The following is a 12,375-nucleotide window of genomic DNA, read 5'->3' as shown; positions in this document are numbered from 1 at the left end:
TGTATGGATATGTATTCCCCTTACTTCTCTGTCGTTCACCACTGTTTCCCTCACGCCAAGATCATTCTTGACCGCTTCCACATCGTTCAGCTGCTCAGCCGCGCTCTCAATAAGACCCGCGTCAATTTCATGAATCAGAGTAAGTCTCATTACAATAAGCTCAAACGCTATTGGAAACTCCTTCTTAAATTTGAAGATGACCTGAATGATCAGGACTTCAAAAAATGGGTTTGCTTTCCATCTCTGATGCGCGAAATTGACATTGTCCACTTCTTAGTTGAACTGGATCCGGAGCTCAAGGCGACTTATGAGCTCTATCAGAGTCTCCTTACCGCGCTCAACCGGAAAGATCCTGACGCCTTCCTCCAAGCTTGTCTGAATCCTGATCCTTTGATCTCCAAGCCCATGAATACTGCCATTCAGTCCTTAGTGGAACGGAAAGAGGCAGTGATCAACGCCTTGACTTACTCATTTTCTAATGGCATGATTGAAGGTACGAATAATCTGATTAAGGTCATCAAGCGCCTGGCTTTCGGTTATCGTTCTTTCATTCAATTTAAGACCCGCATTTTACTTATTTCTAACACCTTAGTTCCCTGCCGTTTTCTCAATTAAAAATGAGTCCCATTTCTGGAACTCATCTGCGTCTTTCTTGTTTCGGTTTTTCTCTCACCAACACTATTTTTGAAAGAGCCATTTTACTTTTGATAATGGATTAGTCTGCCGTTGGTTTAACGGTCAGGCAAAAATCAGTCCTCGTATCACCGGATATTATATGGAGCGTCACAATCGAAATAGGCTCGCTGCTGATATGCACAGAAATGTTCTGTCGGTAATGTACGACAGTGCTATGGCGGTGCAGGAGGTCTATAACATTCTGGTACAGGATACAACGATCTCTGATAAAACCAAGGGGCAGCTCCTTCAGAACTATCCTTGTGAAAGTAAAATGGACGAAGCGGTATTTCTAACCTCTGCGTTGTGCTTTGGTATGGAGCGTAATTTCGTAAAGAGAGATACAAATACAAAGAATCTGTTGTCAGCTGGAAATCTTTCTCCGGTTGTGAAAGATTTTATTTACGATGGCGGAACACCAAAGCCATGCCGTCATTTCTGCGGACGAGACAATGAACTTGAAACTTTACATCAGCTGTTGTGTAAATATGGAAAGGTATTTCTACAAGGTATCGCCGGTATTGGAAAAAGTGAGTTAGCAAAAGCCTATGCAAAAACTCATAGCAAGGAGTACACAAATATCCTGTATCTCTCTTACACTGGTGATTTGAAGCAAGATATTTCTGACATGGATTTTGCGGATGATCTGCCGGATGATGACAGCGAAGAACGCTTCCGCAAACATAACCGTTTCCTGCGCACATTGAAAGAGGATACTTTATTTATCATTGATAACTTCAATACTACAGCAACGCAGGATGGTTTGCTGTCGGTTGTGATGAAATATCGCTGCCGTATTCTGTTCACTACACGAAGCAGCTTTAACAACTATACATCCATGAATCTGGAAGAAATTGCAGATACAGACGCTTTGGTTAATTTAATGGGCTGTTTCTATTCTGAAGCTGAAAAGAACCGTCCGATTTTGGAGCAGATTATCCAAGCAGTACACAGCCATACTCTGGCGGTAGAAATGTCAGCTCGTCTGTTGGAAAGTGGAATTATGGAGCCGTTACTCCTGTTGAAGAAGCTGAAAGAAGAAAAAGCTGCCCTGGATGCTACCGATACCATCGGTATTTCAAAAGACGGCAAAAGTCGCAAGGCTACCTATTATGACCATATTCATACTTTGTTTTCTCTGTATCAGCTTTCTGAAGAAGAAACAGATGTTATGAGAAATCTTGCGCTGGCTCCTTTGTCCGGCATTCAGAACAGATTATTTGCAAACTGGCTGAAGCTGCGTGATATGAATACTGTCAACGACCTCATAGAAAAAGGCTTCATAAAAGCAATGGAAGGTCGCATGATTGCCCTTCATCCGATGATGCAGGAAGTGACAGTGGAGAAAACGAAACCTTCCGTGCAAAGTTGCTATGCCTTAATGGATAGCTTGCAGCAAATCTGCCTGCGTCACGGAGAAGAAGTTTCCTATTATAAACAGTTATTCCAGACTATCGAATCTGTGATAGCTCAGATTGAAAATGATGATATGTCGGCATATCTCCGTTTCTTGGAAGATGTGTTCCCGTATATGGAGAATTATCATTATTATCCGGGCATGGAACAGGTTATTGATACACTGTCTGCATTGCTGAAAGATGTGGCTGCCGGATCTGCGTCTGATCGAGCATTACTGCTCAGCTATCGAGCAGCTTATGAGAAGAAACCGGATAAAGCAATCAAGATGCAGAAAGATGCCATTGCTATGATTTCAGAAGTCACACCGGATAATGCCCTTTTGGTTTCCAATCTCTATGCTAATCTTGGTGGAATGTATCGAGTAAATAGTAAACTGGAACTTGCTAAAGAGAACATGGAACAGGCAATCAGAATTATGGATGAATATGGTCTGGATTATTACCATGACAGCATTGTGCAGATTACAAACTATGCTGTATTACTGACAGATATGGGACAGCCGGATGTTGGTCTATCTGCGTTACGAAAGCTGTGCCGTGTAATCCGAGAATATAATTCTGATACGGGTCTGGATTATGCCAGTGTACAAGAAGCTATGGGCGGTATCTGCCTGACTATGGGAGAAATCCAACAGGCTACTTCTCATTTCCAGAAAGCTATGGAAATCTATGAAATGGTATTTGAGTTTGAACCGGATATGATTGAAGCAAAGAAACAGGAACTGCTTGGGACGTATGCACAGGCAGGATTATATCTTGGAAAGAAAATGCTTGAGTAGAGCGAAAATTTGAAGCTTACATAGTGTCAGGAGGATGTATTATGGAACATAGAACCATTAAAGGAGTTGGAGGAGAAGTACATTATTGGATTTCAAGAACCAAAGACATACCTAAGGGGACAATTGTTTTTAGCCATGGCTTAACAGCGAATCATACAATGTTCGAAAAGCAAATCGAATATTTCAAGAATGAATATATAGTAATTGCGTGGGATGTTCCTATGCATGGTTTATCTGTGCCTTATAATGATTTTTCTTATGAAATACTGCAAGAGATTTACATCAAATATTAGAACAGGAACACATTGAAAAAGTTTGTTTGGTAGGAATGTCAATGGGAGGATATCCTTCACAAATGTTTGCACATTTATATCCCAAAAAGGTGCAATGCTTCATAGCTGTTGATACAACACCATTTGGAACAGCATACTATTCAAAATCTGATTTGTGGTGGCTTTCTAAAGTTAAGCCAATGGCAAACTGGTTTACAGATAAGATGCTTCGTAAGAGTATGGCAAAATCCATATCTGTAACAGACTATTCTTATAATAAAATGATAGAAATATTAGCACCATTATCAAAGAAACAAATTATAGAACAAATGGACATCGCTTATGGAAAGTTTGCACAGGAAAACAGGGATTTACATTTGACATGCCCAGTATTGATTTTGCTTGGTGACAAAGATAAAACTGGAAAAGTCAAACGATATTGTATTGCATGGGCAGATACAACAGGATATCCGTTACATATCATTGAAAACGCTTCTCATTTTTCTAATGGGGATAATGCAGAACAAGTTAATTCTGAGATAGAGCAGTTTGTTAAACAAACTGGTGTGGATTCGATTTAAATCTAAATCTGTAGAGAACGTAAAATTTCAGTAAGCCGGTGAGTTTAACTGAGAGATGAATTTGAAATTTCTGTTGAGTTTTATATGGATTCCACCTATATTCTACCAACAAGGGATTTTATTTAAACAATGAAAGAAGTACCTTTATATCATCAAATGATTGGAGGAATGCATATGAACCAATTAGTTACAGGGAAGTTTATAGCATTAAAGAGGAAACAGAAAAATTTAACGCAAGAACAATTAGCAGAGAAGCTTGGAGTTTCCAATAAGACCATTTCAAAGTGGGAAACTGGTAAGTGTATGCCAGACTATTCCATTGTAAAAAGCTTGTGTGAAGAACTTGAGGTTACGGTGGCAGAACTGATGGATGGTGAAATATCCGAAGAAAAAAGTGTTCGTACATATGATGATGGACAGATTATAGATTTACTTAGACGAACACAAGAGTTAGAAAAACAAAAAAATATGCTATATGGAGTTATGCTAATTGTAATGGGCATTGCATTACAGGCTCTTTCGTATGCGTTTGGAGGTTCAAATATTAAAGATTTCGTTTCTGGTGTACTATTAGGATTATCAATTGTAGAAATGTTGGGTGGTATTTATGTTGTTGGAAAGTCATTGGCAGGAAGATAAATTTCAGCAATATTGAGTAACGAATATGAATTTGACGAGGTGTAAAAATGAGAAAAAATAAATCTACGCTGTTCTATGTATCAGCAGTATTGTTTTACTTAGCTGCAATTCTAAACTTTGTGGGTGGAGACCATAATTCCATAGCTGTTGTGTGGTTGTGCCTTGGTTCAACATTTCTTTGCTTAGGTTCAGTATATTCTAAAAAGTCTAAAGAAAATAACAACAAAGATGAAGAATAACCAATTCAAATTTGCAAGGAACTGAAAATTTCAGTTTTCAGCGGACAATTTAATATGGTGTCATTCGGCAAATTAAATGCGGCTTGCTCCCGCAGATTAAAAATAACTTTTTGAGGTATGCAGAAGCATTGCAAAGCGTATTGTTTGCTACCATTTCTGCACACTGTTTTATGTAAAAGAACCATCATGCAGATTACATGATGGTCCGGAAGTCAGCCGAGTTCGCAGTCATTGATTGCCTGCATGACGGCATCGGTAGTGATGATATTTAAATTTGAACTGTTTCCGATCAGAAGGCTAGCGTTACAGAGTTTGTTGATCATACGTGGAGTTCCATTTGCGGCATTTAAGATCGCTTCAAGGGCATTTTCTTCGAATACCGTCTGAGAGCATCCGGCGCCCTTCAGCTTGGAGGCCACATAAGAATGTCCTTCTGCTTTGGACATTCCTTCAAGATTGTAATTCATGACAATCCTCTGACGGAACGGTTCGTGAATGCTGAGCCTGAGAGTACTGTTCAGCTGTGGTAAACCGGCAAGCAGGACAACGGCTCTATCCCTGGAATCCATTTCAAAGTTGAACAGCATTTTCAAGTCATTTAAGACGGCGTTTCCGATATAGTTTGCTTCGTCTATGATGATGACAGGTGTTTGCCTTTTTTCGAGAACGAGGCGATTGATCTCATTCTGTATGATCTTGAAGTTATCTGTTTTCCGGAATGCAGGCTGTGCACCAAGTTCAGAAGCCAGATTCCGATAGAAATCATTCACGGTAAGCGTAGACAGGCTGGAATAGACTACTTTATATAAAGAAGGATTCAATCCGGCAGACCAGTTGCGGATAGCGGTGGTCTTGCCTCTTCCGGCACTGCCGGTCAGCAATCCAAAGCCTTTGGTGGTCAGCAGATAATTCAGGCGGAATAGAACTTCCTTGTATTCCTGAGTTTCTACGAGGACTTCCTTTGAGTTCTTTAAGAATGGGTTGAACTCTAACCCATATCTGGCAGTGTAATCCATGGTTATTCATCTCCTTTGCAAAGGCGTACTTTTTCTCGTTTGACTAATGCGTTTTCTGTTTTGTTGAGAAGCCGGATAGGGGTAAGTGTCCCATCTGTTTCGACAACAAAGATATCTTTCATATCCGGGGAATACCGCAGCCGGATACGCTGACGAGCAAAGCGATAGTCTACTTCGTATTCGATCTGGTCAATTACAATGACACAGTCAGCAGAAACACGACGTTCAATCTCCAGAAGAAAATGTTTGTCGATATCATCTGCCGGGAGCCTGCGGATCTGTTCTGGTTCGGAAAAGAAGCGGTCTTGTGGCGTCATTCCTCGAAGAGAAGAATGAGGAGTCTGATTATACCGCTGGACATAAGAATGAAGACTGCCGCGCAGTTCATCCAGCGAATGGAAATCCTGCATGTCAAGGCCTGCCATCCACTGATCCTTCAGTGTGCGGAACCAGCGTTCGATCTTTGCTTTTCCGGTTGGAGTATATGGCTGACAGTAACTGAGTGTTGTACCGATTCTGGCTGCAAGAAGCTCCATCTGCCTGTTTTTGTAAGATTTTCCATTATCGAAGTTAAGCACTTTGGGACGTCCGTACTTTGATACGGCTGATTTCATGACAGACATCAGGTTCACAAAGTTATCATTATAAAAAGCATCAATGCCTGTAATGAAACGACTGGCATCATCAATTAGGGCAATGATGTAAATACGGTGTTTCTTCCCGTCTTTATCGGTGAGCCTTGGTCCAACGCTGCTGTCACCGCACCATACTTCATTGATGTGTGGCCGTTCATAACGCCGCATATCCCTGTGAGGTGTCTGGCGAAGCTCGTTCTGGAGCTGGTTTACAAAACGACAGACTGTGGATTCGGAAACCTGACCGTTTATGATGGAACCATCAGTTTTGAGCTGTCTGTAGATGGCTGCTGCTGACATACGGGGGTAATTCATCTTGAAGTAACGGATCCGTTCCTGCAGATCATCATCAAGCTTGCGGCTCATACCGGCATCTGCCCTGCTTTTAGGCACGAGGGCATCAAAGCCGTGGTTCTGGTAATCGAGATACCATTTTTCAATGGTTGCAGGTGCATAATGATGGACACGTCCGTCAGGACCCACAAGCCCTTTGTTAGAAATTTCGGTGTAGAAAGCGGTCTTACTCGGATAGTTTTCATCCAGACCTGCGATAAGTGGAGCAATCGCACCATAGCGCATAAGTGCGATTTCCTGCTGTTTTTCTGGTTTCATGATATTTAAGCCTCCTTTTACCCAAAGGATACTGAAAAAGAAGGAAACTGTCGTGTAAGGTTATGTTGGTAAAAGAAAAAGTTTATTGACGGTAGTTTTTATCTGCATGAACTGCCTTGAAAAATGTGAAAAACAGCCGGTAACAAGGGAATTCCATTCTGAGAATGACAGCCTGACAGAACAAAGTCGTTCTTTCCAGCAGAGTCTGTAGGTACGTATAACAGCTTTGAGATTGTTTTCATCAATGAAGCACTGGTCTGCCAGGATGCGAGACAGAGCGTGTCCAGATTCATAAGCATGAATGGCGGTTATCTGTACATTCAGAGGAATCTGGGAATAAGGAACCAGCGAAGAAAGCAGGAGTGCGTGGGTATGCCCGCATGTTGTGCAATAAACACGAACTATGGTCAGCGTGATCGTTTCGTCTTTCATCTGGACGTTTCGTTTATAGGAACCATAGCGGATCAGGCACCCGGAATGTCCGCAGGTACAGGAAATAAGGTTCAGATCGAGAGAATCTATCGTTTTATTATAAAAATCTTGAGAAATAAGGTTGTAGTTTTCTGTTTTGATTGTTATCATAGGAATGGACATAGCTGTTGCTATGTTGTGGTTTTAAAGCAGAAGTCAAACTTTGGTCGGGGAGATTTCTGCTTTTTCTATTAGTTACAATCAAACATGATAGCACAAGAAGTCTCAGGATAAAACAATCTGATGGAAAATACGTCAGATTCTCTTATGCTGGGACTTCTTCTATTCTGCATGAAAAGTTGAAAATAAGTTTGTTATAAAGTGTTTGATAATAATATGGTTAAACAAGGCAGTCTTGCACTACGGTGTATGGCTGCTTTTTTCATCTGCAAGTATTATATACTCTTGAAAATCACTATTAAAAATGGTATGATTTGTATGAATAATCATACTTTGGAGGATTGGATATGGACTTTAAAAATGGAAAATATGCTTGGATGGTAAAGATTGGCGAAAAAGGACAGTTTGTAATTCCTAAAGAAGCAAGAGAACTCTTTGATCTTCAGCCAGGGAATGAAATTCTGGTTCTTGGAGATGAGAAAAGAGGAATTGCAATCCTGCCAAAAGAAATGCAAATGGAATATATCCAAAAGATTTTTTCGGAAATAGATGAATAAAGGATGGTGTGATACATGAGTAAAATAGTTTTCTTTTGTATTCCGGCGCATGGTCATACAAACCCTACTCTTGGCGTTGTACGTGAATTGGTTTCTCGTGGGCATCAGGTATGGTACTATTCTTATAATATCATGCGTGAAAAAATAGAATCCGCAGGAGCTACTTTCGTTTCTTGTGATGATTATGATATGGAGCAAAAGCTCACACCTAAAGATTCCGTACGTGTTGGTAAAGACCTGGCATTTTCGACGAAAATTTTAGTAGACACAACCTTAGCTCTTGATGATAAAGTGTGCGAAGATATGAAACGGCTGAAGCCGGACTGCATTGTTGCTGATTCAATGGCGGTATGGGGAAAAGCAATTGCTATAAAATTAGGAATACCTTTTGTTTCTTCTACTACAACTTTCGCATTCAATCAATATTCTGCAAAAATCATGAAGCAAGGTATTGGTGAATTAGTACGAATGTTAATTTCTATGCCCAAAATCACGAAAAATATAAAGCGCCTGCAGGACAAAGGGTATCCGATTAAAAGTGTACTTGATATTATCCAGAACGATGATAATACACACACGATTGTATACACTTCTTCTGATTTTCAGCCTTGTGCAGATACATTCTCAGACAAATACGTTTTTGTTGGTCCATCTATCCGCCCTGCTACTGATAAGATTGTAAAAACCAAAGAAAAACTGATCTATATTTCTATGGGCACCGTAAATAATGATATGATGCCTTTATATAAAACTTGTATTACCACCCTTGCAGATACGGAATATCAGGTAATTATATCTGTTGGTAATTTGGTATCCATCAAAGAATTCGGAAAATTGCCAGAAAATATCTCTGTATATGAACACGTTGATCAAATTGCGGTGCTTCAAGTGGCAGATATATTTCTGTCGCACTGTGGAATGAATAGCGTAAATGAGAGCCTTTATTTTGGAGTTCCTTTACTTATGCTTCCACAGACCGCTGAACAGGGAGGTGTTGCTGAACGTGTGCATCAACTTGGAGCAGGAATTAAACTAAAGAAAACTGACAGAATTTCCATTCAAAATGCCATAAATAAACTTCTGTTAGTGGGCTCATACAAAGAAAATGCCATGAAAATCTCTTGTAGCTTTAAACACTGTTCAGGTTCCAAAGGGGCAGCTGATAAAATCGAACAAGTTTGCAGGAAATAATATTGTACAAAATTTTAATTGCAGTCATGCACTACGGTGTGTGGCTGCTTTTCTTTTTTGCTCAATTTCCGCTCAATCCACGCTCAATGTGTTTTATGCCCTCTTTCAGTAGAATGAAATTGCAATGAAAACAGCACCAAATCAGAAAATCCGGTGCTACTTCAAAGCAAATCTACTGAAAGGGGGCATTTTTTATGAACACAAACAAGCGCAAGGAGGTACAGAGCAAATGAGAGAACTGAATAACATCAAAATTATCGCCGTCGATCATGGTTACGGCAACATTAAAACTGCGAACACAGTTACTTCTACCGGGGTGACCGCTTATGAAACAGAACCAATCTTCTCCGGCAACATTCTGGAGTATGGCGGTATCTATTACCGCATTGGGGAAGGTCACAAGGAATTTATCGCTGACAAGGCCATGGACGAGGACTATTACATTCTGACCCTTATGGCAGTTGCCAGAGAGCTGAACGTATATGGCATCCGTGAAGCAGATGTTCATCTGGCTGCCGGCCTGCCGCTGACCTGGATTCGCAAGCAGCGTGAAGACTTCCGAAACTACCTGCTCCGCAACAAGGAAGTGAACTTCCGATTTAACAGCAAGGACTATCACATCCGTTTTGTCGGATGTAACCTGTTTCCACAGGGATACCCTGCCATTGTCGGTCGTTTGGGGGATTTCAAAGGAACGAATCTTCTGGCAGACATTGGAAATGGCACGATGAACATTCTGTATATCAACAATAAAAAGGCAATGGAAAGCCGCTGCTGGACAGAAAAGTTTGGTGTCAATCAGTGTATGATTGCCGCTAAGAATGCGGTACTGGACAGCTTCGGGGTAAAAATCGAAGAATCCACCATTGAACAGGTGCTTCGCTTCGGTACTGCTGACATCAGCAAGTCGTATCTGGACTGTATCACTTCCGTAGCAAGGCGATATGTAGCTGATATTTTCGCCACACTTCGCCGCTATGAATACAATCCGAATTTGATGCGACTGTATATCGTTGGTGGTGGCGGTTGTCTGGTCAAACACTTTGGACAGTATGATGAAAGCCGAGTGACCATTCTGGATGATATTTGTGCGACAGCCAAAGGGTATGAATATCTCGCCTTTGCCAGCCTTCGCAGGAAGGAGTAACCCATGAGCGAGAATATCCGCAGCACAAACCTTCGCTTCAATCTGGAAAAGGACACACAGAAGCGAGCATGGCAATATCTTCAGGCCATGGACAAACAGCATTTCAAGTCCTACAGCAATGTAATTGCCGTGGCTCTGGTGGAATATTTTGACCGCTATTATCGCAGTCAGGATGATCCTTACTTTGAAACCAGAGAACGTGAGGAACGATTTGTAAATCAGATTGTTTTCGCTGTAGAAAGTGCCATGGAGAAAACACTTCCCATATTTCTTGCAGGCTGTATGGCGGGACTGTCGCAAATGCCGGTTACAACAACTCCGGTCACACAGCAGGAACCAGATGCAGAACTGGATTGGGACTTCCTTGGAGAATAAGTTTTCTCCGAGCTGATCTCATAGATGGGAGGTGAACACATGACACAATTTCTGACACAGGATAGTCCGATACCGCCGTATATGGCATTTCCAAGATTTCTACTGGACAAAGATGGACTGAGTGAAACCGCAAAAATTCTCTACACGGTTTTGCTCGACCGAGCAAGGCTGTCACAGAAAAACGATGGATGGTCAGATGAACAAGGTCATGTGTTCATTTTCTTTCCTATCAAGAGTCTGACAGAAACCATGCATAAGAGCGAAATGTCCATCAAGACTGCACTATCTGCTCTGGAAAAAGAAAATCTGATTGTCCGCAGACGTCAGGGCGCAGGGTTTCCAAACAGGATCTATATCAAATATCCATTGGAAGCACTGGCTCAGACGGACAGAAATCTTTCTGTTAGGCAGATAGATTCCTGTCCTACAGATGGAACGAAAACTGTCTCTGTGACAGAAAGAAAACTGTCCAGTAGTAATAAAGAGAAGAACAATATGAAAAGAACAAATACAGAGAGTAAGGATGAACGTACCGCCTATGGCTCTTATCAAAATGTTTTCTTGAGCGTGGAAGAACTGATTTCCTTGCAAAAGGTAGTTCCCCACTATCAGGAATACATTGAAAAGCTATCCAGCTACATGGCATCCAGTGGTAAGCAATATTCCAACCATGCTGCTACCATACGAAGCTGGGTGTTGCGTGACCATCCTGCTCCTGTCAAACGAACCTATGAATGTAAGGAGGATGAAAGCCTATGAAACCAATTAGCAACGCCGTGGACGATCTGTTTCAGCCAAGAGAGCTTGCAGCGGACGAATATCTGAACGAAGCTGACGGGCTGATCTATTGTTCCAAATGCCATACTCCCAGACAGCACCGAATTGAACTGAAGGAACGAGTATTTCTCCCCACAGTTCGCTGCCGTTGTCAACAGGAGGAATATGACAAACAAGAAGCGGAGCGCCAGCATCAGGAACATCTAATACAAGTATCCCGATTGAGAGCCAATGGATTGCAGGACAAATCCCTGCGAGATTACAACTTTGCTAATGATAAAGGCTATAATCCGGAAATGCAGAAAGCCCATGATTATGTGGCACATTGGGAGGAAATGAAAGCCAACTCGTTGGGATTGCTCCTCTGGGGCGATGTGGGAACCGGCAAATCCTTTTTCGCCGGATGCATTGCAAATGCCCTTTTGGACAAAGGAATTCCGGTTTTGATGACCAACTTTTCCAGAATCCTGAATACGCTGACCGGAATGTATTCCGATGACAGAAACCAGTTCATTGACAGCTTTAACAAATACAGTCTGCTGATTATTGATGATCTGGGAATTGAACGAAGTTCAGAATTTGCTCTGGAACAGGTATTCAATGTGATTGACAGCCGATACCGAAGCAAAAAGCCGCTGATTGTAACCACCAATCTGACCTTGGATGAGCTGAAACATCCGAAAGATCTGGCAAGAGCCAGAATTTATGACCGAGTATTGGAGCGTTGTGTTCCTCTGAAAATCAATAATCAGAATATCCGAGAACTGAACGCAGCTGCCAATATGCAGGAAGCACGAAAAATATTAAATTCCGGTACTTAATTTCACAGCCGATGGTGCTGAACAATTCGCCTATCAGTACACAGATAACC

General features: G+C 41.5%; 15 protein-coding genes. 12 read left to right on the top strand and 3 right to left on the bottom strand.

Annotated features, from left to right (window positions below; translation table 11 throughout):
* From I2G61_RS01255 to I2G61_RS01235, 6 genes are all read left to right on the top strand, one after another.
* A partial coding sequence (locus I2G61_RS01255) for a transposase (protein ID WP_195547777.1) occupies window positions 1–615 on the top strand: 615 nt, incomplete at its 5' end.
* Between the two features lie 160 nt (window positions 616–775).
* Window positions 776–2,872 carry a tetratricopeptide repeat protein gene (locus tag I2G61_RS01250; protein ID WP_195547776.1) on the top strand — a complete coding sequence of 699 codons (2,097 nt, stop codon included), beginning with the start codon at window positions 776–778 and terminating at the stop codon, window positions 2,870–2,872.
* Between the two features lie 41 nt (window positions 2,873–2,913).
* Entirely contained in the window at window positions 2,914–3,165 is a 252-nt protein-coding gene (locus I2G61_RS16300) for an alpha/beta fold hydrolase (protein WP_229100632.1), read from the top strand.
* 26 nt (window positions 3,166–3,191) lie between these two features.
* Entirely contained in the window at window positions 3,192–3,725 is a 534-nt protein-coding gene (locus tag I2G61_RS16295) for an alpha/beta fold hydrolase (protein ID WP_304607877.1), read from the top strand.
* A 174-nt stretch (window positions 3,726–3,899) separates the two neighbouring features.
* Window positions 3,900–4,364: a helix-turn-helix domain-containing protein gene (locus I2G61_RS01240; protein ID WP_072684129.1), complete on the top strand. Its 465-nt coding sequence runs from the start codon at window positions 3,900–3,902 to the stop codon at window positions 4,362–4,364.
* Window positions 4,365–4,411: 47 nt separating this feature from the next.
* Window positions 4,412–4,603, top strand: coding sequence for a hypothetical protein (locus tag I2G61_RS01235; RefSeq protein WP_072684128.1), 192 nt, complete (start codon window positions 4,412–4,414; stop codon window positions 4,601–4,603).
* Between the two features lie 212 nt (window positions 4,604–4,815).
* Here I2G61_RS01235 and I2G61_RS01230 read toward each other — a convergent pair whose 3' ends face one another.
* The 3 genes from I2G61_RS01230 to I2G61_RS16290 are packed head-to-tail and all read right to left on the bottom strand — an operon-like array spanning window position 4,816 to window position 7,448.
* Window positions 4,816–5,619 carry an ExeA family protein gene (locus tag I2G61_RS01230; protein ID WP_229100630.1) on the bottom strand — a complete coding sequence of 268 codons (804 nt, stop codon included), beginning with the start codon at window positions 5,617–5,619 and terminating at the stop codon, window positions 4,816–4,818.
* A gap of 2 nt (window positions 5,620–5,621) precedes the next feature.
* On the bottom strand, window positions 5,622–6,866 hold the full coding sequence (locus tag I2G61_RS01225; RefSeq protein WP_195547775.1) for a DDE-type integrase/transposase/recombinase: 1,245 nt from the start codon (window positions 6,864–6,866) through the stop codon (window positions 5,622–5,624).
* Between the two features lie 60 nt (window positions 6,867–6,926).
* Entirely contained in the window at window positions 6,927–7,448 is a 522-nt protein-coding gene (locus I2G61_RS16290; RefSeq protein ID WP_255524639.1) for a DUF6431 domain-containing protein, read from the bottom strand.
* Window positions 7,449–7,804: 356 nt separating this feature from the next.
* Here I2G61_RS16290 and I2G61_RS01215 point away from each other — a divergent pair, with 356 nt between their 5' ends.
* From I2G61_RS01215 to I2G61_RS01190, 6 genes are all read left to right on the top strand, one after another.
* A complete protein-coding gene (locus I2G61_RS01215; protein WP_195547774.1) occupies window positions 7,805–8,014 on the top strand; it encodes an AbrB/MazE/SpoVT family DNA-binding domain-containing protein in 210 nt (69 codons plus the stop codon).
* Between the two features lie 15 nt (window positions 8,015–8,029).
* The gene (locus I2G61_RS01210; protein ID WP_072684123.1) at window positions 8,030–9,205 is read left to right on the top strand and encodes a macrolide family glycosyltransferase; all 1,176 of its coding nucleotides are present in this window, start codon (window positions 8,030–8,032) and stop codon (window positions 9,203–9,205) included.
* A 229-nt stretch (window positions 9,206–9,434) separates the two neighbouring features.
* Window positions 9,435–10,352, top strand: coding sequence for a ParM/StbA family protein (locus I2G61_RS01205; protein ID WP_195547773.1), 918 nt, complete (start codon window positions 9,435–9,437; stop codon window positions 10,350–10,352).
* A 3-nt stretch (window positions 10,353–10,355) separates the two neighbouring features.
* Complete coding sequence (locus I2G61_RS01200; RefSeq protein WP_072684121.1) at window positions 10,356–10,727, top strand: adenylate cyclase; 372 nt, start codon at window positions 10,356–10,358, stop codon at window positions 10,725–10,727.
* 39 nt (window positions 10,728–10,766) lie between these two features.
* Window positions 10,767–11,486 carry a replication initiator protein A gene (locus I2G61_RS01195; RefSeq protein ID WP_195547772.1) on the top strand — a complete coding sequence of 240 codons (720 nt, stop codon included), beginning with the start codon at window positions 10,767–10,769 and terminating at the stop codon, window positions 11,484–11,486.
* Window positions 11,483–12,325 (top strand): ATP-binding protein, encoded by an 843-nt coding sequence (locus I2G61_RS01190; protein WP_072684119.1) that lies wholly within the window; start codon window positions 11,483–11,485, stop codon window positions 12,323–12,325. Before I2G61_RS01195 ends, I2G61_RS01190 begins: the two co-directional genes overlap by 4 nt.
* The last annotated feature ends 50 nt before the right edge of the window (window positions 12,326–12,375 follow it).

The organism is Holdemania sp. 1001095H_141210_F2 (assembly GCF_015558105.1).
In the GTDB taxonomy this organism is placed as follows: domain Bacteria; phylum Bacillota_I; class Bacilli_A; order Erysipelotrichales; family Erysipelotrichaceae; genus Holdemania.
Note: the sequence above shows the minus strand (reverse complement) of the source record. Positions and strands in the feature narration are given on the sequence as shown.

Coding starts and splice junctions, on each gene's coding strand:
- I2G61_RS01190 (WP_072684119.1), top strand. CDS start 11,483: ATGAAACCAATTAGCAACGCCGTGGACGATCTGTTTCAGCCAAGAGAG.
- I2G61_RS16300 (WP_229100632.1), top strand. CDS start 2,914: ATGGAACATAGAACCATTAAAGGAGTTGGAGGAGAAGTACATTATTGG.
- I2G61_RS01195 (WP_195547772.1), top strand. CDS start 10,767: ATGACACAATTTCTGACACAGGATAGTCCGATACCGCCGTATATGGCA.
- I2G61_RS01230 (WP_229100630.1), bottom strand. CDS start 5,619: ATGGATTACACTGCCAGATATGGGTTAGAGTTCAACCCATTCTTAAAG.
- I2G61_RS01250 (WP_195547776.1), top strand. CDS start 776: ATGGAGCGTCACAATCGAAATAGGCTCGCTGCTGATATGCACAGAAAT.
- I2G61_RS01205 (WP_195547773.1), top strand. CDS start 9,435: ATGAGAGAACTGAATAACATCAAAATTATCGCCGTCGATCATGGTTAC.
- I2G61_RS01225 (WP_195547775.1), bottom strand. CDS start 6,866: ATGAAACCAGAAAAACAGCAGGAAATCGCACTTATGCGCTATGGTGCG.
- I2G61_RS01240 (WP_072684129.1), top strand. CDS start 3,900: ATGAACCAATTAGTTACAGGGAAGTTTATAGCATTAAAGAGGAAACAG.
- I2G61_RS16290 (WP_255524639.1), bottom strand. CDS start 7,448: ATGATAACAATCAAAACAGAAAACTACAACCTTATTTCTCAAGATTTT.
- I2G61_RS01215 (WP_195547774.1), top strand. CDS start 7,805: ATGGACTTTAAAAATGGAAAATATGCTTGGATGGTAAAGATTGGCGAA.
- I2G61_RS01210 (WP_072684123.1), top strand. CDS start 8,030: ATGAGTAAAATAGTTTTCTTTTGTATTCCGGCGCATGGTCATACAAAC.
- I2G61_RS01235 (WP_072684128.1), top strand. CDS start 4,412: ATGAGAAAAAATAAATCTACGCTGTTCTATGTATCAGCAGTATTGTTT.
- I2G61_RS01200 (WP_072684121.1), top strand. CDS start 10,356: ATGAGCGAGAATATCCGCAGCACAAACCTTCGCTTCAATCTGGAAAAG.